Source organism: Alteromonas sp. ALT199, from assembly GCF_018619335.1.
Classification (GTDB): domain Bacteria; phylum Pseudomonadota; class Gammaproteobacteria; order Enterobacterales; family Alteromonadaceae; genus Alteromonas.
In genome coordinates, this window is record NZ_JAHHDX010000093.1 from 100,658 (window position 1) to 121,223 (window position 20,566).

At 45.7% G+C, this 20,566-nt stretch carries 14 protein-coding genes; 8 read left to right on the forward strand and 6 right to left on the reverse strand.

The features are described 5' to 3' along the window. Positions 1-112 precede the first annotated feature (112 nt). The 6 genes from KL866_RS10625 to putA all read right to left on the reverse strand — a co-directional run bounded on the left by KL866_RS10625 (position 113) and on the right by putA (position 12,359). Entirely contained in the window at positions 113-1,447 is a 1,335-nt protein-coding gene (locus KL866_RS10625) for a HAMP domain-containing sensor histidine kinase (protein WP_025256629.1), read from the reverse strand. Next, positions 1,441-2,181: a response regulator transcription factor gene (locus tag KL866_RS10630; protein WP_025256630.1), complete on the reverse strand. Its 741-nt coding sequence runs from the start codon at positions 2,179-2,181 to the stop codon at positions 1,441-1,443. Before KL866_RS10630 ends, KL866_RS10625 begins: the two co-directional genes overlap by 7 nt. Further along, positions 2,153-5,380, reverse strand: a complete 3,228-nt coding sequence (locus KL866_RS10635) for an efflux RND transporter permease subunit (RefSeq protein WP_214994966.1) — start codon at positions 5,378-5,380, stop codon at positions 2,153-2,155. The genes KL866_RS10630 and KL866_RS10635 overlap by 29 nt, the downstream gene beginning before the upstream one ends. Then, the gene (locus tag KL866_RS10640; RefSeq protein WP_214994968.1) at positions 5,370-6,872 is read right to left on the reverse strand and encodes an efflux RND transporter periplasmic adaptor subunit; all 1,503 of its coding nucleotides are present in this window, start codon (positions 6,870-6,872) and stop codon (positions 5,370-5,372) included. The genes KL866_RS10635 and KL866_RS10640 overlap by 11 nt, the downstream gene beginning before the upstream one ends. Beyond that, positions 6,869-8,317: a TolC family protein gene (locus tag KL866_RS10645; RefSeq protein ID WP_025256633.1), complete on the reverse strand. Its 1,449-nt coding sequence runs from the start codon at positions 8,315-8,317 to the stop codon at positions 6,869-6,871. Before KL866_RS10645 ends, KL866_RS10640 begins: the two co-directional genes overlap by 4 nt. Before the next feature lie 244 nt (positions 8,318-8,561). Then, positions 8,562-12,359, reverse strand: a complete 3,798-nt coding sequence (putA, locus tag KL866_RS10650) for a bifunctional proline dehydrogenase/L-glutamate gamma-semialdehyde dehydrogenase PutA (protein WP_214994970.1) — start codon at positions 12,357-12,359, stop codon at positions 8,562-8,564. A 439-nt stretch (positions 12,360-12,798) separates the two neighbouring features. Between putA and KL866_RS10655 the strand changes: the two genes are divergently transcribed. The 8 genes from KL866_RS10655 to KL866_RS10690 all read left to right on the forward strand — a co-directional run bounded on the left by KL866_RS10655 (position 12,799) and on the right by KL866_RS10690 (position 20,566). Next, positions 12,799-14,421, forward strand: coding sequence for a methyl-accepting chemotaxis protein (locus KL866_RS10655; RefSeq protein ID WP_025256635.1), 1,623 nt, complete (start codon positions 12,799-12,801; stop codon positions 14,419-14,421). Positions 14,422-14,849: 428 nt separating this feature from the next. Further along, the gene (locus KL866_RS10660) at positions 14,850-16,565 is read left to right on the forward strand and encodes a TIGR03545 family protein (protein WP_214994973.1); all 1,716 of its coding nucleotides are present in this window, start codon (positions 14,850-14,852) and stop codon (positions 16,563-16,565) included. A 99-nt stretch (positions 16,566-16,664) separates the two neighbouring features. After that, complete coding sequence (gene ftsB, locus KL866_RS10665) at positions 16,665-16,955, forward strand: cell division protein FtsB (protein ID WP_025256637.1); 291 nt, start codon at positions 16,665-16,667, stop codon at positions 16,953-16,955. 5 nt (positions 16,956-16,960) lie between these two features. Next, positions 16,961-17,716, forward strand: coding sequence for a 2-C-methyl-D-erythritol 4-phosphate cytidylyltransferase (gene ispD / locus KL866_RS10670; protein ID WP_214994975.1), 756 nt, complete (start codon positions 16,961-16,963; stop codon positions 17,714-17,716). Positions 17,717-17,718: 2 nt separating this feature from the next. Then, entirely contained in the window at positions 17,719-18,192 is a 474-nt protein-coding gene (gene ispF / locus KL866_RS10675; protein WP_025256639.1) for a 2-C-methyl-D-erythritol 2,4-cyclodiphosphate synthase, read from the forward strand. Further along, a complete protein-coding gene (gene truD, locus KL866_RS10680; RefSeq protein ID WP_025256640.1) occupies positions 18,189-19,274 on the forward strand; it encodes a tRNA pseudouridine(13) synthase TruD in 1,086 nt (361 codons plus the stop codon). Before ispF ends, truD begins: the two co-directional genes overlap by 4 nt. An 81-nt stretch (positions 19,275-19,355) precedes the next feature. Further along, complete coding sequence (locus KL866_RS10685; protein ID WP_025256641.1) at positions 19,356-19,991, forward strand: protein-L-isoaspartate(D-aspartate) O-methyltransferase; 636 nt, start codon at positions 19,356-19,358, stop codon at positions 19,989-19,991. After that, positions 19,988-20,566 carry a YqaA family protein gene (locus KL866_RS10690; RefSeq protein WP_025256642.1) on the forward strand — a complete coding sequence of 193 codons (579 nt, stop codon included), beginning with the start codon at positions 19,988-19,990 and terminating at the stop codon, positions 20,564-20,566. Before KL866_RS10685 ends, KL866_RS10690 begins: the two co-directional genes overlap by 4 nt.

Below are 20,566 nucleotides of genomic sequence, written 5' to 3' on the forward strand. Positions count from 1 at the left end.
TTAACATCGGCGTTTTTTATTAGGTGCTTTTGGAATATCTAGTAAAATGCCCCTAACAATAGACTAATATTAATAGTGTATTAACTTGTGCGTGCCTATCATGTTTGCTCGGCTACTGCAGCGTAAGCACAACGCTATACCCCTGTGCAACCGAACGCACATCACCCTGATAATCTTGTGTATCTTCAGCAATGACTACCTTGTGCGCATACCCCCATTCAAGCTTCGCACATAGCTTATCAATGAGCTTTAAGCCTATCCCAAAGCCGCCATCTAACTCACTATTAGGCGTTATCGATAACGAGGCATTTTCGTCTAGTTCTAAACCTTCTTCTTCGTTAAGTACAGTAAGCGTAGCACCTGAAAGTGTGATTGTGACATTGCCTTGCTGGGTATGTTGGTAAGCATTTCGAATAACGTTGCCTATCACTATTTCGCTTGCTGTTTTTGGCAGCAACAATACACATTCACTCAAGTGCAGCTGTACATTTACCTCTTTACCTGAAAGCAAATACATTAGGTCTTGGCTAAGTGCCTCAACCATGGCTTTTAGATCAACTTTTTCTTTAGGCAGCGCTGTCTCTTCATTTCTCCCTAACCACAGTAAAGTTTCTGTCAAATCCGCCATGGTTTTTGATGCATGATCCACACGCGCAAGTGCGTTATTGCCTTTGATATTTTCGCTATCGATAACGCGATGTAGCAATGCTGCACTGCTTCTAATAACGGCAATGGGCGTTCTGAGCTCATGGCTGGCGTGATTAACAAACTCCCGTTCTCGGTTAAGCGTAGTGCGTACGTTCTGCAAGCTACCGTGTATTATCGCCGCGAGCGCGTTAAGTTCTTTGTAACGAAACTCAGGAATAGGCTTGTCGAGCTCCTTCTCATCAAGAGAGGCTGCCCAGCGTTGTAATGACTCTATGGGGCGGGACACGCTGCGCATTAAAAAAAGGAGCGCGACAGAAAATGAAATCAGCGCTAAAACACCCACAATAGCACTGTAAATAGTGTGGTTTATTCTCAAGAATTTTTTACCATCAGACGGAGGCGCAAGAAATACTTGGGTGACATAGCGAAGGTTTCCATCGTCTAACGGGACTAACACCGCAAAATGAGCCGAGATAGGACGGGAAAACCAATCTGGCTTGTTGATATCCTTCAATAAGGAATAGGGTTTGAAGCTGTCTTTAGGAAACCTTTGTTTTACTTCATCAGGCAAATCATCGTAATTAGCATGAATATGTAAATCGAGAATTTGCGCATGATTGTTGTTATCAAGCTCTGCACTTTGCGCCGCCCGAACCATGGTATTTCTTAGCATGCCATCCATACCATCGAAAAAGCTATCGCTGCTTTGTATAGAAAAGAGCACAATGACTATGGTCGCTAAACTCAGTAACGACCATAAGACATAACGCCTTAAGCTAATGCGAAGGCCGTTTACCATTGCTTAGTATCCTTATTTTTGTTCGGTAACAATGTACTATCAGAGCCCCCATTTGCCGCTTGGTCAATTTTTAACGCAGCACAAAACCCAGCGCCCGGTACGGCTTTAATTTCTATGTTTGCGTTCGCTTGAGCCAGTGATTTGCGCAAATTGTGAAGGTGAACTTTCAGCGCATTACTTTCGGGCGCGTCCTCTCCCCACACAGCATCAAGTAACCGCTGCCGTGGCATAACCTTTCCTTGCTGCTGCAATAATGATTTTAGAAGGGTAAAGCCAGTAGGACTTAGCTTAACAGGCGTGTTATCAACACTTGCCACCTCGCCACTTAATTCTAAACTTACATTACCAAATTTTAGCCTTTTCACTTGCGATGAGCGCCTGTGCGCCAGCACTGAAACCCGTGCAACCAATTCAGGCATATCAAAAGGTTTTACCAAGTAATCATCAGCCCCCTTTTGAAACCCTTCGAGCTTATTTTCTAGCTGATCACGAGCTGTAAGCATAATGATAGGCGTATCGTTGCCGTCACCGCGCACTTTTTCGCATACACTTAAACCATCGAGCCTTGGTAAATTAATGTCTAACACCACGACATCAAACGGGTGTTTCTGAATAAGCGTCAGTGCTGCTACGCCATTAGCAGCGTGGTCACATACCATGTCTTCAAGCTCTAAATAGTCGATGATATTGCCCGCCAGGCCCATATCATCTTCCACTAGTAACACGCGGATCATTAACCGAACTCTCCGTTAAGGGTTTAACAAAATACCTTGCCATCAAACGGCTTACATCTTCATAAATTAGCAGCAATGCCGGAATTAATAAAAGCGTGATAAGGGTGGCGAACAAAATACCGTAACCTAATGACGCCGCTGCCGGAATTAAGAACTGCGCTTGCACCGAGGTTTCTCCCAATATGGGGTATAAGCCTACAAAGGTAGTAATTGAAGTTAAAAGCACAGCACGCAAGCGACTGGTACACGCTTCAATAACCGCTGTATGCGCGGGCATACCGTCTTCACGTAAAGCATTAAATCGCGAGACCAATAACAAGCTATCGTTAACTACCACGCCGCTAAGCGCCAATATTCCGTTTAAAGAAAGTAGGCTTATCATAAGGCCATTTGACCAGTGCCCGATAATGGCTCCCACAATACCAAAAGGAATTGCAGTCATGATAATAAGCGGCTGCACATAGGATTTAAGTGGTATCGCTAACAATGCAAAGATAGACAACAAAGCTAAAATGAACACGCTTTGCATTGAGCTTTGTGTTTCCGCCTGTTGTTCAGCTTCACCGGCAAAGTAAAGCGATAAGTCTTGGTATTGGCGTTCCAACTGAGGTACAAACTCACTATTGAGGTAGTTGACCAATTCTGTAGAAGTAATAACATCGCTATCTACCGACGCACTTACTGTAAGAGCGCGCAAGCCGTCAATACGCACTACCTGTTTTTCTTGTACATCTTGAATAACATTCGCCACTACAGAAAGTGGTACCACAGTGCCATCATCTAGGCGCACTTGGGTATTCATTACATCTGAGGGGTTCATCCTATCCTTTTCAGGGTAACGTACCCGCACCTTCACTTCGTTTTTATCGCGCAGGTAACGCTGAACAATTTCCCCGCCAAAAGCTTTTAAAAGCTGCTGCGACAAACTTTGCGTATTTAGCCCCAAGACTCGCCCTTCTGGGGTAAGTTCAAAGCGCATCATGGCTTCGCCAGGTGTCAGCGAGCTTTCTATCGCATACACGCCATCAATATTGTTAAGCGCTTCAACAAAGGCATCGTTGGCAGCTGTTAGGGTATCATCGTTGATGCTTTTAATTTCAACATTAAACCCGTCGACCATTTCTCGTCGAGAGCGTATTTTTAAGCTTTTTACGCCTTCTAAGCTGCCGGTTAAGGCATTCCAGCGTGCCGAGAGCTCATCTAGAGAATAAGGCGAGTCTTCATCAAGTGATATGGTGATTGTGCCGCTTTGATCGCCACTTGCCGTCACCTGTAAACTACTAATACCGCTTTGATCTGCGCCGCTTTCTTGCGTTAGTTGTTGGTCTGCTTCAAGCGCATTTTTCTCTAACAGCATTAAGTTACGTTCGTTTTGTCCGTAGCTAGCATCGCTATAAAGCGACATATTGGCCGAAACAGTATCACCTTGCATGCTGGGGAAAAAGCTAACTCGTACAGCACCCGTTAGCGGTAAACTAACAACGAAGATGAAAAGCGCGATAAACAGTAAAACGGCTGCATAGCGGTAGGCTACAGTGACCTTCAACAAACGTTGATACACGCGGTAGTTAAACCATTGAAGTCCACCATCCGCTTTTTGCTGCACTTTATTCCACAGGCCGCCTATTCCTTTTCGGGTTTTCTGTTTGGTTGGAAGGTGGGCTAAATGCGAGGGTAAAATCAGCTTCGACTCCACTACCGACAACAGTAAACACAAGGTAACAATAGTACCAAACTGCGAGTACAAGGTACCTAAACCGCCTGATACGTTCGATAAAGCAAAGAAGGTTGCCACTGTGGTGAGTACACCAAATAACGTAGGCACAGCCACTTTATGGGTACCTAAAATAGTATTGTGAAGCGTATCGCCGTGCTGTTTTCGCGTGGAGTAAACGCTCTCCCCCACCACTACAGCATCGTCCACCACTATGCCAAGGGCCATTATAAAGCCGAACGTGGTCATCTCGTTTAGCGTCATTCCCGTGTAGCTATCGGTCATGAAGTACAAAGTGCCGAAAAAAATAAACGGTAAACCAGCCGCCACCCAAAATGCCACACGCAAATTGAGAAACACAGCTAGGGTAATGAACACCAACACAATGCCCATTAGCGCGTTGCTAGTAAGTAACTCCAGACGCTCGGTAATAAGCGTGCTTTTGTCGTACCAAGCTTCAAGTTCGACACCTTGAGGTAGCAAGTCTTTATCATGCCACGCATCCACTACCTCGTGGGCTTGCTGCACCATTTTCGTTACATCGCCATATTCATCCATTAGCACCTGAATACCATATCCATTGGTTCCGTTGTAACGAGACAAGTGATAGCTGTCATCGGCAAACATATCGCGTACCGTAGCCACATCGCCAACAGAAAGTATTACGCCATTGGTATCGGTAATAAGGGGAATGTCAGAAAAATCTTTCGCCCAATAAGACTGCTCAGAGGCTTTTAAACGAATAACCTTTTCTTTGTTACGCAAACTGGTTGTAAGGGCGGTGTTAGACTCTTGATTTACCGCATCTGCTACATCAGATAGTGTTAAACCATAGGCCTGAAGCTTGCCCTCGTCTATTTCAATAGACATCATGGGGTCTACAAAACTGCCCGCGCTGACCTCCCGAATATCGTCTTTTGCCAGCAAATCCCGCTCTAGTTGTTCGCCTAGGTACTGAAGGGTAGCGTGGTCGACATCGCCATAAAGCTGTACCCAAATAGCGTGATCTTGTCTTCGTGCTTTGCTAATAACTGGGTTTTCAGCATCCGACGGGAAGTTAGAAATACTATCTACTTCGGTTTTGATGTCGGTGAAAAGGGTATCTAAATCGTATTCAGTTTCTTTTTCTACCTGCACACTAGCACCGCTGGCATTCGAGGTAGACGTGATTCGCTTAATACCGGGAATGGCCTCCAGTGCGGTTTCAATTTTAATGGCGATACCTTCTTCTGCTTGCTTAGGGTCACCGCTATCGTATGTCATCGAGATAGTAACAAAGCGCGGCTCCATGCTTGGGAACGCCTCTTTGCGTATATCGTTCATGGAAACCAAACCCAGTACGATAAGACTAACCATCAGTAAATTAGCCGCCACCGAGTTTTGCGCGAACCAAGCAATAATTCCACTAGGATTATTTCTGCTATGCTCGCGTCCGTTGCTATTATCACCTTCGTCGAAAGGCCCACCATTTCGATTATTGGTCATTGGCTTGCCCTCCCGTTTGCCCTTCCACAATAGGCTTGACTTTAATGTCGACCAGGTAACTATTTAAGGGGCGCACAACGACCATCGCTTGGCGTATTTCGCTTTCACGCTCTGGCACGGCCTCACTCCCCGTATTGCCCCCAGTCTCACCCGTAATGTTGCCAGTAACTTCACTCGCCTCAGGTGGAGTGATATAAACATAGCCATTGCTTTCAAACAGTACTGATGGAGTAAACTTCGCTAATTGCCCGGTGGTCGGCATAACCAACCATACTTCTTGTTTTTGTGAAATGGCAGACGCCGGCAGCTTCCATACATTTTCGAGCTGTTTTCCTTCAATTTCTGCCTGTACAAAGCTACCAAATAAAAGAGGGGTTGCTTGGTCTAGCGGCTTATCAACAACCGCAATGGCGTTGCGCTGGCGAGTTGTATCGCTTTGATGCCATTCAGCGCGAACGATATTGGCATCCCATGTATGTCCTGTAGTGGTGTCGGTAAGCGTAACCGACCAACTGAGAGAAGCATCATCAGATAGCTGCGCTCCAGAAACTGAAGGTAGTTGTGTCCATTGGCTTGGAGAAAGCCCTATAGCAACTTCGGCAACATCAGTAGAATAAAGTGTTGCTACAGCACTGCCAGCTTGAACAAAGCTCCCAAGAGCTATATCACGGCCGACAACCAACGCATTAAAGGGTGCACGTAACGATGTAAAAGCTAAGTCTCTCTTCGCAGAGTTTACCGTCTGCTCGGCTTCATCCAAGGACGCTTGCGCGGCTTTTAGCTGTGGCTCTCTTAATACCAGTGCGGATAATGGCTCACCGTCAAGCCCTGAACGAGTCCACTCGTCTTTAGCTTGTGTTCCCTGTAAGCGCTCTTCTTCCAGGCTTACTACAGCGGCTTGATAAGCCGCATTAGCACTTGCTAATGCCTGTTGATAGCTTGTGTTATCTATGCGCGCTAAAATTGTGTCACTTTCCACTAACGCGCCCGTTTTAAAAGCTGGCGATACGTGGGTAACCTGCCCGCTAACTTGTGCGACTAAGCTCAAGCTATCTTGTGGAACAACCTGACCATACCCCTTCACTTTCGCCCTATAGTTGTCGGTGGTTACCTTGATAACCCCTACTTGAGCCAGTTGAGAATCAGCACTTTGTTCTCCTTTTTGGGTTTGGTAAGTAGTGCTATCACCAGATGGCCTTTCGCCTGCCTCTTTAGCTACTTCAGACTCGCTTTCCCTAGGTGGACGATGCGTAGCACCTTCAGCCATATCACCTTCAGGTGGCCTTTCCCCCCTTGTCGGTCTCGTTGCTGCAGCGTCACCTTTTACTTGCTCAGCATCAGCAGGTAATTGCGAAGACGACGACGTTGATTTAGGTGCCCCCTGCGGTCGAGCTCCAGGGTGCGACGCCCCCATATTCATCATGGTATACATGATCGCCAGTACAATACTTGCAGCGGCGAGTAAGGTTACAATAATTCGTTTGTTTCTCATTGTGACACTCCAAGGCCAAGGGCTAGACCTAAGTCAATTCGGTTTTGTAATTTTTGGGCGTGAAGCTCAACAGCTTGAACTTTTAAGTCAAAGCGCGTGTTATACACAGAAAGTAAATCCAAGATATCAGCAAGACCTTGTCGATATTGACCTTCAATAGTAGCCACACTGCGCTCAGCATTGGCAAGCGCCACATTTGTGTGGCTAATTCGCGCGCTGAAGGCCGTTTCACTATCCAATGCGTTTTGGGTTTCCTGCACCGCAGTTAATAGCGTTTCGCGATATTGCCACCAAGCATTTGCTGCGGTAAGTTTTGCGTCTTCAACTTGCGCCCTCAATGCGCCTCCCTGAAATAGCGGAGCGGTCATTTGCCCCAGCAAACTCCACAAAGGGTTAGTAAATAAGGCTTGTGAAGGTGTAGAGGCACTATCAGATAGAGAGGCAGACAAGCTAATGCTAGGCAACAAGGCCTTATAGGCCACATCAACTTCAAACTCTGTTGCTTGTATCGTATAGAAGGCCGCCTGAAGGTCAGGTCTGCGAGCAAGGTCTTGTTTCGGCAAATTAGCAAGCGGCAGCAACACATCTGGGAAATTAACCTGCGTATCAAGCTCGCTTAGCGATTGGTCTTGTCTGCCTAAAAGCACTGCTAAAGTGCGTTTTGCTGATGACAGTGCATTTTCATATTGGGCTATAGTAGCGCGGGTATTTGCGCTGCTTGTACGCGCGGTATCTAAATCGTCTAGGCTTCCCAGGCCCGTGCGATAGCGCGTTAAGATCACGGCTTCATTATTTTCTAGTACCGATAACCGAGCCTGTTCAATATTTAGTAGTTGCTGTTGAGTGAGTACATCGATATAGCTTCTTACTACGCTAGCAACTAAAGAATCTTTGGCCGACTGATAACTGGCTCTGGCACCTGCTGCATCAAGGTTTGCGGCACTTATGCCATCGCTAATTTTTTGCCACAAGTCTAGTTCCCAACTTACATTTAAGCTTGTGCTATAGCTTGGGTTGTTTAGCTGATTACTCGTATTTATTACCGTACTATTAGATGAGCTACTGCTTGTAGTTTCACTTTTAGATGCCGAAAAACTTGCGTCAACATTCAGGTTTCTGTCTGCTTTTGCGCTATCAATGGCTACTTGTGCTTTTCGCAGCGTAATTAACGACTGCTGTAGACTTGCATTAGATGACAAGGCTTCATCAATGTAGTCTGCTAAGTGCGGCAGCTGATTAATAGCAATAACGTCTGTTAATGCCGTGTTTGAATTCAGTACCAATGTTTGCGCTGATTCTTGCTGTTGCGCTTGCGACTGCCACACAACATGGTTTCCCGTAATTGAGAATGCCGATTCGCTCAACGCCCTGTCATCGGTACTTGTACATGCAGACAACAAAATACAAAGGGTAACAACATTTACCGTCAGTTTTGTCTTGCCCATAATTTATGCCTATTGCTTGGCGCATAGCTTACTTTTAAAGGTCTATACGCAACTTTTTTAAATTAACTGGCACTAGTATTTCAAACACAGGGTTAAGGCAGGGTTAAGGCAAAAAAACTCTACAAAGGTTTAAGTAGAATGGGTGTAGGGAAAAGAAAAGGCCAGCGCTATGCGCTGGCCTTTGATTCTCGTTTATTATGAAAACAGCGACTTCGTTGAATAGCCGCTAATAAAGCGCTAGGGCTTATTCATCATCTTCAACAAGGGTCATTAGTGACGTGTTACCACCTGACGCTGTAGTATCGATACTAATGGCTTTTTCAGTCATCAAGCGCTGAATAAGGTTATCGTTATACTCTGCTGTGATAACCGGCAAGATAGCCCCTTCGCGTGACGAGAGCATTGCAGTTATACGCGCAGTTCGCTCAGTACTTGAATCAACTACCACGCCCGACAAGTCTTCGTCCATTAGCAAAGTATCTAAATGCGCAAGACGAGCCACTTGGAACAAGCCTTTCGGCGCACCTGTAGACTCAAATTTATTCTGAATTTCTACCGCTTCTTCGTAGAAAATTTCAGAAACTACTGACACTACTGGGTTGCCCGTTGACAGCGCCGTTACGATAGACAGCAGCCAGTACTCAAAGGTTACTTCTTTATCGGCGAAACATACCAGGATACCACGAGGTTCTAGATAAAGTTTATTCGACTCACCTGTTGGACCTGGCAGAGTCATTGGCTTGGCGAGTTTACGTTCAACGCTGGTTAGCTGCTGACGTGCCGTCGCTAGGGTACGGTTTAAGTCGTCGGCCAGCTCATCAACAATGTCTACTTTGGCAATTTTCGCCATAAGCTGACGCACCATTGAAATACGGTCATTAAGCGGCGTATGACGCCACTGAATTTCAACTGCTTTAGCCTTATCCATCATTACATGAGCACGTTCAGCAATTTTTTCATCACCCACTAGCGCTGCATCGGTACCGTCAACGTCATCAATTTGAGATGGTTTAGGCGTAGCTCGTTCCATCATTAAGCGAGGTAGATAGTTTGGACCACCCGCTTTAGGGCCTGTACCCGATAGACCGCGGCCACCGAATGGCTGGACACCAACAATAGCACCAATCATGTTACGGTTAATATAAACGTTACCCGCACGGCTCTTTGCAGCAAGCTCGTTAGCTCGCTCTTCAATGCGCGAGTGAATACCCATGGTCAAGCCGTAGCCTGTGCCATTAATTTGCTCTAATACACTATCAAGTTCTTTTGATTTAAAGCGTACGATATGAACCACAGGGCCAAACACCTCTTTTTCAAGAACGTTAATATTCTTGATTTCATACAAGGTAGGTGCGAAAAAGGTCCCGTTTTCAAAGCCTGTAGGCATTTCGTTGCGGTAAAGTAACTTCGCTTTATCTTCCATATACTTTTGATGATCGGTAAGGCTTTTAAGTGCCTTCTCATCAATTACCGGGCCGACATCGGTAGCAAGCTGCGTAGGATCGCCAACGGTGAGCTCTTTAAGCGCCCCTATCAACATTTCTATTAAATCATCGGCGATGTCTTCTTGTACAAAGAGTACGCGAAGCGCAGAACAGCGTTGACCGGCACTTTGGAAACCAGAATGGATTACGTCGTCAACCACCTGCTCTGGCAGTGCAGTTGAGTCAACAATCATACAGTTTTGACCACCCGTTTCTGCAATAAGCGGTACCTGTTCGCCACCGCGCTCTGCAAGCACCTGTGAGATCAGGGTACCGGTTTGCGTTGAACCTGTGAACATGACCGCCTTAATGCGCTCGTCAGGCAGTAGGGTTTCGCCTACTTCTTTACCCGGCGATACAATAAGTTTTAATGCGTCTTCAGGTAGACCTACCGAATGCATAATATCTACTGCGCGCTGAGCAACAATACTTGTCTGCTCTGCCGGTTTAGCGATGACAGTGTTACCTGTTACCAGTGCGGCAGTTACTTGGCCTAGGAAGATAGCCAGTGGGAAGTTCCAAGGGCTAATACAAAGCACAACGCCACGCGGTACTAAACGCTGATCTTCTGCGAGCTCTTCGGCGCGCGCCGCATAATAGCGACAGAAATCAACAGCTTCACGCACTTCATCAATACTGTCTTGTGCCACTTTACCGGCTTCTCGCATACAAATAGCGATAAGCTCAGCCATGTGACGTTCAAGCGCATCAGCTGTACGGTTAAGAATTTCAGCACGTTCGCCTACATCGCGTTTAGACCATGCGTCGAACCCAGCTTCGGCTTCATCTAGCGCTTTACGCATGTCATCAGGTTTGGGATAGTAGTGATAACCCACCACGTCATTATGGTTTGTAGGGCTTAGTACAGGTGTAGCGCCTTCAGGTACTTCACCAGTAACTTTGTAGTAATCCTGCCAGCGCTCTAGCTCGTGTTTAAGCGCCATTACCGCGTTAGTGTCGGTAAGGTCTAAACCCCGCGAGTTGTCGCGCTCTGGCGCATATAGCCCACGTGGCGTTTTAATTAACTTGTTATAACGCACTTTTAAACGTTGGGTTTTCTCTACTGGGTCTTCAAGTAAGGCTTCTACCGGCTTTTCATCATCAACAATGGCGTTTACAAATGATGAGTTAGCACCATTTTCAAGAAGACGGCGCACTAAGTAAGCAAGTAAGTCTTCGTGCTCGCCAACGGGTGCGTACACGCGGCACTGAATTTTATCTTCAGTCACCACTTGGTCGTAAAGGGTGTCACCCATGCCGTGTAAACACTGGAACTCGAAGCCTTCTTTGTCATCACCAGCAAGCTCAACAATAACAGACGCCGTGTAAGCGTTGTGGGTAGCAAACTGCGGATAAATAGTGTCGCGATATTCAAGCAAGCGGTTAGCACAAGCGTGGTATGAAACGTCGGTTGACGATTTACGCGTAAATACAGGGAACTCTTCAAGGCCCGCTTGTTGGGTAAGTTTGATTTCAGTATCCCAGTAAGCACCTTTAACTAAGCGCACCATCAGCGGGCGGCCCACTTCAAGGGTAAGCTGGCGTAAGTGCTCAATAACGTGAATAGCGCGTTTTTGGTAGGCCTGTACAGCCAAGCCAAAGCCAGTCCAGCCGTTTAAGTCATCATCGCGGAATACGGCTTCAATAATATCTAACGAAAGCTCAAGACGGTCGGCTTCTTCTGCATCAACGGTTAAGCCGATATCGTATTCTTTTGCCATCATACACAAGGCTTTTAAGCGCGGCGGTATGTCAACCATGGCACGTTCGCGGTGAGAAAACTCAAAGCGTGGATGGATTGCAGAAAGTTTTACTGAGATACCTGGTGAGCGTTTTGGCCCGCGACCATTGGCCGCTTTACCAATAACTTTAATCGCTTTTTCATAAGACTCATAGTAGCGATCAGCGTCAGCCATAGTACGTGCCGCTTCACCTAGCATATCGTAGGAGTACACGTAGCCTTTAGTTTCTTTCTCTTTAGCGCGCTCTACTGCATCTTCAATAGTTTCGCCCATAACAAATTGGCGGCCCATTACGCGCATAGCAATGTTCATTGCGCGGCGGATAACTGGCTCTCCTAGGCGACCAAGGGTTTGCTTTAGCAAACCAAACTGCTCTTTTTTGCGCTTGTCGGCATAGTTCACCATGTTACCGGTAAACAATAAGCCCCATGCAGAAGCATTAACAAACAAAGATTCTGAATTACCCAAATGCGGTGTCCACTGGCCTTGAGATAGCTTGTCACGAATGAGCTCATCTTGGGTAGCTTTATCAGGCACGCGCAGCAAGGCTTCAGCCAAGCACATCAATACCACACCTTCTGCTGTAGATAGCGAGTATTCATTTAATAGTGCGTCAACACCACCGTGTCCCTCTTGTTCTCGGCGAATTTGAAGCACCATCTTACGTGCGCGTTCCCATGCACGACTTCGTGCACGTGGGTTGACCTCGGCGATAGGAAGAATTTGATCCACAGCCACCGACTCACTAATGCGATAGTAGTCTCTAATACGCTGGCGTAGGGATGAAGTTGTATGAAGTGTGTCGTTAATGAGCATTGCAACCCTTTCATAGAAATAGCTGTAACAAAAAGCGTTCCCGCCGTGTAAGACTGCCCACGGTCACATGGAAGCGGCTAAAAAACAAGCAAAGTCGAAACCCTGCGTTGACCTGTCGTTCTTCTTTTAACTTTATACTTTTGGATGAAGATCACGACGGTGCCAAATTTGCGCGGATAGTAGCACACAAAAATGCCCTGCCAAGACCCCACAATCAAAGTTTTTCACTTTCTCTGTCAAGCTACGTATTCAGTGCGTTAGATGACATATATTAGCCTTTGAAAAACACGCTGTTTTTAGATAATTAGACCATTTGCTAACTACGCCTAAGGTCGTAGAAAAAGATTCAGGAAAATAACGTATTTTTAGTTGCAATAAAAAACGGTTAACTAAAAACCGACTACAATATTAAAAAACTAAAAACAATTAGGTATTGCCGATGTGGTTACGAAAATTCAGTTTAATTCAACGCCTGGGCATTATTGTTGCTCTTATTACGCTGCTGTTTATATTATTAACCGCAGTTGTATTAAACAGGCACTACGAAGCATTAAAGCAAAAGTCATATGATGAAAATCAGCACCTTGTCGAGGTGGTTCATACCATGCTCAGTAGCTTCGAAGCGCGCACTGACGTCGACGAGGCTACGGCTAAAAAACAGGCGCTAGAAGCGGTAAAGGCACTGCGATATGACGGCAGCAATTATTTTTGGATCCAAGACCAAACCCCCTCTATGGTTATGCATCCCATTAAGCCCGCTCTCGACGGTAAAGACTTAAGGACATTTAAAGACGGAAACGGCAAAACCTTCTTTATAGAAATGGCGCAGAAAGTAAAAGCTAAGGGAGATGGCTTTGTCGATTATGTGTGGCCCCTTCCCGGCGAAGAAACTCCTACTGACAAAATCTCGTATGTAAAAGAGTTCAAGCCATGGGGCTGGACCGTAGGTTCGGGAATATACCTCACAAATCTTGAAAAAGAGTTCGCACACCTTCGCAACCTTATTCTGGTGTTTTGCTTAGTGAGCATTGTACTGGTTGTACTACTCATCTATGTAATAGGTGGAAGCATTGTAAAACCAGTCCAAGAAGTGACTGAACGGATGAAAGATATTTCTCAGGGAGAAGGCGACTTGACCCGCTCTCTTCCTGAAACCGGGCAAGACGAAGTTACTCGTTTAGCGCGCTACTTCAATGAGTACACCGATAAAATGCGCCAGTCTTTGCTGGGTATTCGCGAGAATATCAACGCACTAACACAACAGGCTGAACTGGTAGAAGCTTCAAGCCAAAACAGCAATACCCAAGCAGCCACTCAAAATGAAAACATGCTTCAGGTTGCCGCTGCGATGGAAGAGATGACCACACAAATAAATGAAGTAAGCCATAACGCTGACTCTGCAGAGAAAAGTACCAGCAGCGCTCAAGGTAATGTTCAAAACGGTGCTCTAGTTGTAGATAGTACTGTTCAGGATATTCGTTCTTTAACGTCAGACATTGAAAGCGTGAGTAACGTGGTTACTGAACTGGCTGCGCAAACTGACAGCATTGGAGCGGTACTTGATGTTATTAGAGGTATAGCTGAGCAAACTAACTTGCTTGCATTAAACGCCGCGATAGAAGCCGCTAGGGCTGGTGAACAAGGCAGGGGCTTTGCGGTAGTAGCCGACGAAGTTCGAACACTGGCCAGCCGCACAGGGCAAAGTACTGATGAAATTCAGGCGATGATTGAAAAGCTTCAAAGTAATGCGAAAAATGCGGTAGACGCCGTTAAAGTTAGCCAAGCCGCGTCCAGTAAGACCGTAGATAACGCCATGCAAGCGAATCAAAATTTAAAAGATGCGGATCGCTTGATGTCAGAAATTGCAGGTACGAGTAGTGAAATAGCAAAAGCAACTGAACAGCAAGCTGAAGCCGCTAACGAAGCCAACATGAGGATAAATGAGTTATCTGGCGCGGCTGATAGCAGCTTGCGAACCGCAGATGAACTAGCGGCTGCGAGTCAGGCTTTACGAAGTAGCTGTTTGGCGATTATGGATATAGCAAATCGCTTTAAGCTGTAGGTGAGCGCTAAATTTCACGCGCAATCAGCGTAGTTTTGTTAGCAACTTTGAAGCCCGTCTCTTCCCTCGGGCTTTAGCCATACTAATAGGAAGGTCAAAAGACTCAGTTATCATTCTGAGTCTTCCTTCTATTTTGTAGCGGAATCACGTTTCACATTTCTCTTGGTTATTAATAGCAAATTATTGTTTATTGAAAGTAAACTTTACGTCTAGTTGGCTCTCTATAGCTAATTAGCATTTCAAAAACGGACAGCTAATCACCCTGTATACTTTCTTCGTATGGAAGAATGTAACTGACTGCATTACACTGGCAGTTAGTAATGATGGCAGTCTTTTGCATGTTTATTTAGCGAAATTTCGCGCGACTGTAAATAACGCTAAGCAAAGCGCTGATAGAATTAGACGCTTTAACAATCAAGGAGTTGAATATGAGTGGTGGTTCAAAGGGTAAGACTATCCTAAAGTGGGTGGTTGGTTTTTTCGTCTTGCTATTTTTGGTTTACTTTCTGTTTGCCAATACCATTATTAAGTCGATTCTAGAGTCTAAACTTGGCGAGTCTTATGGAGCTGAAGTCAATATCGATGAATTTGATCACTCCTTATTCCCGACAACAGTAACGCTTAAAGGTATAGCGTTAACTAACCCCACCAAACCATCTCACAACCAAGTTTTTGTTGGCGAAGCCAACGCAGATGTTGATTTAAAACCTTTACTTGATGACCAAGTCGTTGTTAACAACCTTAATTTATTGGAAGTGCAATTCGATACACAGCGTCCTTCTGAAGGTGATGTATATCGCGTCCCTGAGCGCTCACTGTCATTCGATGAAATTAAAACCAAGGCTAAAGGAGCGGTACCGACCGTTGACGAACTGCTTTCTCGCAATCCACTGAAAACTTCAGCCGCCATTGAAGATGCCAAGGTTGCTTACGAAACCTATGGTAAAGGCCTTAAAGAAGACTATGAATCACTGCCTGATAAGTCACGTATTGAGTATTACAAAACCCAAGTTGCGCAGTTAAAAGAAACGAACTACAAAGACCCTCAAGCCTTGGTACAAGCGAAGTCTTCGTTCGATAAGTTAAAAGAAGAAATGCAGGCAGACCGCGCGCTTATTAGTAACTTCACTGAAAAGGCGAGCGACGCTAAACAAGCCTTAAGCCAAAGTGTTGAAGCACTGAAAAAAGCGCCACAAGAAGACTACGCCTTACTTAAAGGTGTTATTGCTGGCGACCAAGCCGCCCTTTCTCAAGTGACATACTTCGTGTTTGGCGACAAAGCAGCGGAATACACCGAATATCTTATGGCTGCGATGCAAATTGTTATGCCCCTTATTCAAGGTGAAGAAAAAAGCGAAGCACCTGCTGAAGTGCCTTCAATTTTAGTGAAAGAGGCTAATGTCTCCGTGTTATGGCAAAACGAATCTATTACTAGCAAATGGAATAACATCACCAACGTTCACGAAGTATTTGGAAACCCCACAACCTTCACTATTGAAGCTGCTGGCGATTTATTAAAGTCATTTACCTCTAGTGGGGAATTCTGGATAGATAGTGACGGCGTTGATGCAAGCCAAGTATGGGAATTAGCTGGCGTGAATATGTCTGACATTTCTTTTAGTGGCAATGAAACGCTAAATGCTGTACTCAAATCGGCGTTAATGAAAACCAACGGGTCGATGAAAGTTACAGACAATTTATTAACCGGAACCGGAGAAGTTGATCTTCAACAGCTTGTGATGGAAGCAACGGGCACTAGCGATATTACTAGCGCTATTGCTCAAGCACTGCAAACCTTAAGTAGCCTGAACATGACCATGTTGCTTGATGGCACTCTTGCCAATCCAAATTTTAACATTAAGTCTGATCTTGACAATAAACTGGCTAACGCAGCGTTGTCGCAGCTTACTGCAAGTCAAAAAGACAAACTGGATGAGTTGAATACCAAGCTCAATAGTATGATAAGCAGTGAGCAGACGTTATTATCGGGTGAACTGGTTGATGTAAACAGCATGCTTAGTGCTGCACAAGGCGATAGTGCAGCGCTTCAGGAGCTGCTTCAAGCCCAGTTGAATAATGTTGTAGAAGACCAAAAAAACAAGTTATTCGATAAATTAAAAGGCAAATTTGGTCAGGGTGAATAATGCACCTTTGACTCGGCGCTGCTTCGCGGCATAATACAACACAGCAGAGGCATAGCGCCTCTACTTTTTTTCCGCTTAACCATATTGTCAGGTGAATCTGTGTTACAAGGTAAATGGCTTCCCATTGTGTTAATAGTACTTCTTGGTCTATTGCAATACAGACTATGGTTTGGAAAAAATAGTATTCCCGATTACTTCAACCGAAAACAAGAAGTTCATACCCAGGTTCTTCAAAATGCGAATCTTGCTCAACGCAATGCGTTGCTTAAAGCTGACATCAGTGATTTAAAGATTGGTTTAGAAGCCATTGAAGAAAGGGCGAGAAATGAACTCGGTTTGATTAAAAAGGGAGAAACCTTTTACCGTATTTTGCCCGCAGATGCTAAGTGAATAAAATGACATCGCCCCGCGTTGTTGCGGTTATCCCCGCAGCCGGAGTCGGCAGCCGAATGAAAGCCGACCGTCCCAAACAATACCTTACCTTAAACGGTAAAACCATTCTTGAACACACCATAGACGCGTTGTTAACCCACCCATTAGTTAACGAGGTTGTTGTGGCCATTAGCCCAGGCGATGCATACTTTGATACCTATGGATTGCGGGAAAAACCAATTCACGTGGTAGATGGTGGCAAAGAACGGGCAGACAGCGTACTTAACGGCATCATGTCTTTGGGCGAGAATGACTGGGCTCTAGTGCATGATGCAGCCCGCCCCTGTATTGAAAAAAGCGATATTTCAGCGCTTATTGCCTTAACAGACAATGAGTCGGTTGCCGGCGGTATTCTAGCAACCCCCGTTAGAGATACCATGAAGCGAGTTGCGCTTGATACGAATACCGACACCAATGTCATTTCTCACACCGAGGACAGAGACGGCCTGTGGCACGCGCTAACGCCACAGTTTTTTCCCGCAACACTTTTAAAGCAAGCCCTTCAGGAAGGTTTAGCAAAAGGCGCAGCGATTACTGACGAGGCGTCGGCTATGGAGCTTGCTGGCTACAAAGTAGCCATGGTTAATGGAAGCCCTGCTAATATAAAAATTACCCACCCAGCCGACCTTCCTTTGGCAGAATTCTATCTTAAGCAAAAATTTAGCGCGCAAGGCGATAATTCACAAAGCCAAAACGCGCAAGATCAAAAGGCAAACTAATAATGCGAATAGGACACGGTTTTGATGTACACAAATTTGGTGGCGAGGGCCCCATCACAATAGGTGGAGTGCGCATCAATTACGAACAAGGATTGCTAGCCCATTCTGATGGCGACGTTTTACTTCACGCCTTGTGTGATGCGATGCTAGGTGCGGCAGCACTTGGAGATATCGGCAAGCATTTCCCCGATACAGACGACGCCTATGCGGGTGCAGACAGTCGTGCGCTTCTACGCCACGTTGTGAAGGTAGTAAAAGAAAAGGGCTACAAGCTTAGTAACGCTGACATGACGATAGTAGCTCAAGCCCCGAAAATGGCACCACATATTAGCGCTATGCGCGAGATCATCGCACAAGACTGTAGCGTAGCGCTTGACGATGTTAACGTTAAAGCAACGACCACAGAGAAACTAGGTTACACGGGCCGTAAGGAAGGCATCGCCTCTCACGCCGTCGTGCTATTGGAAAAACTATGAAGCCTTTAAACACTGATCACTGGCAGTACTATTTCGCAAAACCTGTATCCACAGGTATTTTTAAATTCCAAGCAGACGATTTTCAAGTCGTTGAAGATTTGGGTTATACCCCTTGTGGTGAAGGCGAGCACCAGTTTGTGTTTATTGAAAAAACCAACACAAATACCGCGTTTGTGGCAGAGCAGCTGGCTCGTTTTGTGAACCTACCTCTGCGCCAAATTACTTATGCTGGCCGTAAAGACAAATACGCAGTAACACAACAGTGGTTTGGCATACACGCCCCCGGCAAACCAGATTTCGATTTTAGCAACTTCGAGTTAGAAGGCGTTAAAGTGCTTAAGCAAATACGGCACAACAAAAAGCTGCGTACAGGTCAACTAAAAGGCAATCACTTCACAATTACTTTGCGTCAGGTGTTGCACACAGAGGCCATTGAAGAACGTTTGCAAGAAATTGCAGCACACGGGGTACCTAATTACTACGGCGAGCAACGCTTTGGGGTAATGCGCTTAAACGATATGGGTGAAGTGCAGCGTGGCGGAAACCTGGTAATGGCCGAACGAATGGTAAATGGTGAAACTATTAGGCACCGCAATAAACGCTCTATGGCACTTTCTGCGCTGCGCAGCTGGCTATTCAATGAAATGCTTTCAACGCGACTTGAAAAAGGCATGTTCGACCAAGTAAACCAAGGTGATGCACTAGTGCTTTCGGGGTCTAATAGCTTTTTCATCAATGAAGGTGCTGAAGGCTCAGAACAGCAACAAGATGCACAACGTCGCTTTGCTGCAAAAGACGTGTGCCCTTCAGCACCGCTTTGGGGTAAAGGAACACTTGTTACGCAAGCTGACACCCTAGCATTGGAACAGTCCGTTGCTGCGCAAAATAGTGAAGTTATCGACTTTTTAAGTCAATGTGGGTTCGAACAAGAGCGCCGTGCAATAAAAATATGGCCATCACAACTTGAATGGCAAAGTAAGGGTGATACATTTACTATCTCATTTGCGCTTCCTAGCGGCTGCTTTGCTACCTCAGTCCTAAGAGAGTGTGTAGAGACCTTATCCCCCATTAACAGGGTTTAAAAACAAAAACAGAGAATGTGGCGCGCAATTATCCATATCTCGCGTGGCTATGAATAAGAATAAAGGAAAGTAGGCAACATCATGAGAGCTTCTAGAAAAGGAGACGCGTTGGCACAGCTGCTTTATAACGAGGGAATACGTTCGCAAGCGGTACTAAACGCCATAGCTGGTACGCCACGGGAGAGTTTTCTGCCCGACGCGCTTAAACACAAAGCTTATCAAAATACGGCATTGCCTATAGGTCAAGGACAGACAATTTCGCAACCATATATTGTTGCAAAAATGACAGAGTTGCTGCTTGATAGCCCAAACAAACCTGAAAAAGTATTGGAAATAGGTACTGGCTCAGGTTATCAAACGGCTATTCTTGCACAGTTATTTGCGAAAGTTTTTAGTGTAGAGCGTATTAAATCATTGCAGTTTCATGCGAAGCGCCGAATGAATCAGCTCGACCTTCACAATATTGCAATGAAACACGGCGATGGTTGGAAAGGCTGGGCGTCAAAAGGCCCTTATGACGCTATTATCGTGACTGCTGCCGCTGCGAGCCTTCCCCAAGACTTGTGTGAACAGCTAAAAGAAGGTGGGCGACTTATAATTCCCGTGGGTAACGAACAACAATCGTTGCTGTGTATTGATAGGATTGAAGGGGAACTAAAAACGTCGACCATTGAATCGGTTCGATTTGTTCCCCTTGTAGCAGGAGAGCTAATGTGAAGCTTTTTGAGCCATGTTATGACATGGCGTTACGCTGGGCGAGGCATCGCCACGCAACCAAATATTTAGGTGGGTTAAGCTTCTCAGAGTCGGTGTTCTTCCCAATTCCACCTGACGTTATGCTTGCACCAATGGCTCTGTCACAGCCAAATAAAGCCTGGCAGTTTGCGTTTATTACTACTGTTGCCTCTATTTTAGGTGGTATTGCAGGGTACTGGTTGGGCTATTTTGCTTTTGACGCTTGGCTAGCCCCGCTTGTAGAAAGCTGGGGATATACCCATAAAATTGAAACTGCAATGCATTGGTTTAAAGACTACGGTGTCTGGGTTGTCTTTCTTGCAGGGTTTTCCCCCATCCCCTATAAAGTATTTACGGTAAGCGCAGGTTTCTTGCAAATGGCTTTTCTACCGTTTTTACTTGCATCTGCAGTGGGGCGTGGCGCGCGTTTCTTTTTAGTCGCGGGCCTAATGCGCTGGGGTGGAGCTCCCATGGAACAAAAGCTAAGACAGTATGTAGAAGTGCTCGGGTGGGCAGTTGTCATTCTAGCAGTACTCGCCTATTTACTACTGCGATGA

Excerpts from the sequence above, each read along its gene's own strand:
- KL866_RS10625 (WP_025256629.1), bottom strand. The coding sequence starts at position 1,447 with ATGGTAAACGGCCTTCGCATTAGCTTAAGGCGTTATGTCTTATGGTCG.
- KL866_RS10630 (WP_025256630.1), bottom strand. The coding sequence starts at position 2,181 with ATGATCCGCGTGTTACTAGTGGAAGATGATATGGGCCTGGCGGGCAAT.
- KL866_RS10635 (WP_214994966.1), bottom strand. The coding sequence starts at position 5,380 with ATGACCAATAATCGAAATGGTGGGCCTTTCGACGAAGGTGATAATAGC.
- KL866_RS10640 (WP_214994968.1), bottom strand. The coding sequence starts at position 6,872 with ATGAGAAACAAACGAATTATTGTAACCTTACTCGCCGCTGCAAGTATT.
- KL866_RS10645 (WP_025256633.1), bottom strand. The coding sequence starts at position 8,317 with ATGGGCAAGACAAAACTGACGGTAAATGTTGTTACCCTTTGTATTTTG.
- putA (WP_214994970.1), bottom strand. The coding sequence starts at position 12,359 with ATGCTCATTAACGACACACTTCATACAACTTCATCCCTACGCCAGCGT.
- KL866_RS10655 (WP_025256635.1), top strand. The coding sequence starts at position 12,799 with ATGTGGTTACGAAAATTCAGTTTAATTCAACGCCTGGGCATTATTGTT.
- KL866_RS10660 (WP_214994973.1), top strand. The coding sequence starts at position 14,850 with ATGAGTGGTGGTTCAAAGGGTAAGACTATCCTAAAGTGGGTGGTTGGT.
- ispD (WP_214994975.1), top strand. The coding sequence starts at position 16,961 with ATGACATCGCCCCGCGTTGTTGCGGTTATCCCCGCAGCCGGAGTCGGC.
- ispF (WP_025256639.1), top strand. The coding sequence starts at position 17,719 with ATGCGAATAGGACACGGTTTTGATGTACACAAATTTGGTGGCGAGGGC.
- truD (WP_025256640.1), top strand. The coding sequence starts at position 18,189 with ATGAAGCCTTTAAACACTGATCACTGGCAGTACTATTTCGCAAAACCT.
- KL866_RS10685 (WP_025256641.1), top strand. The coding sequence starts at position 19,356 with ATGAGAGCTTCTAGAAAAGGAGACGCGTTGGCACAGCTGCTTTATAAC.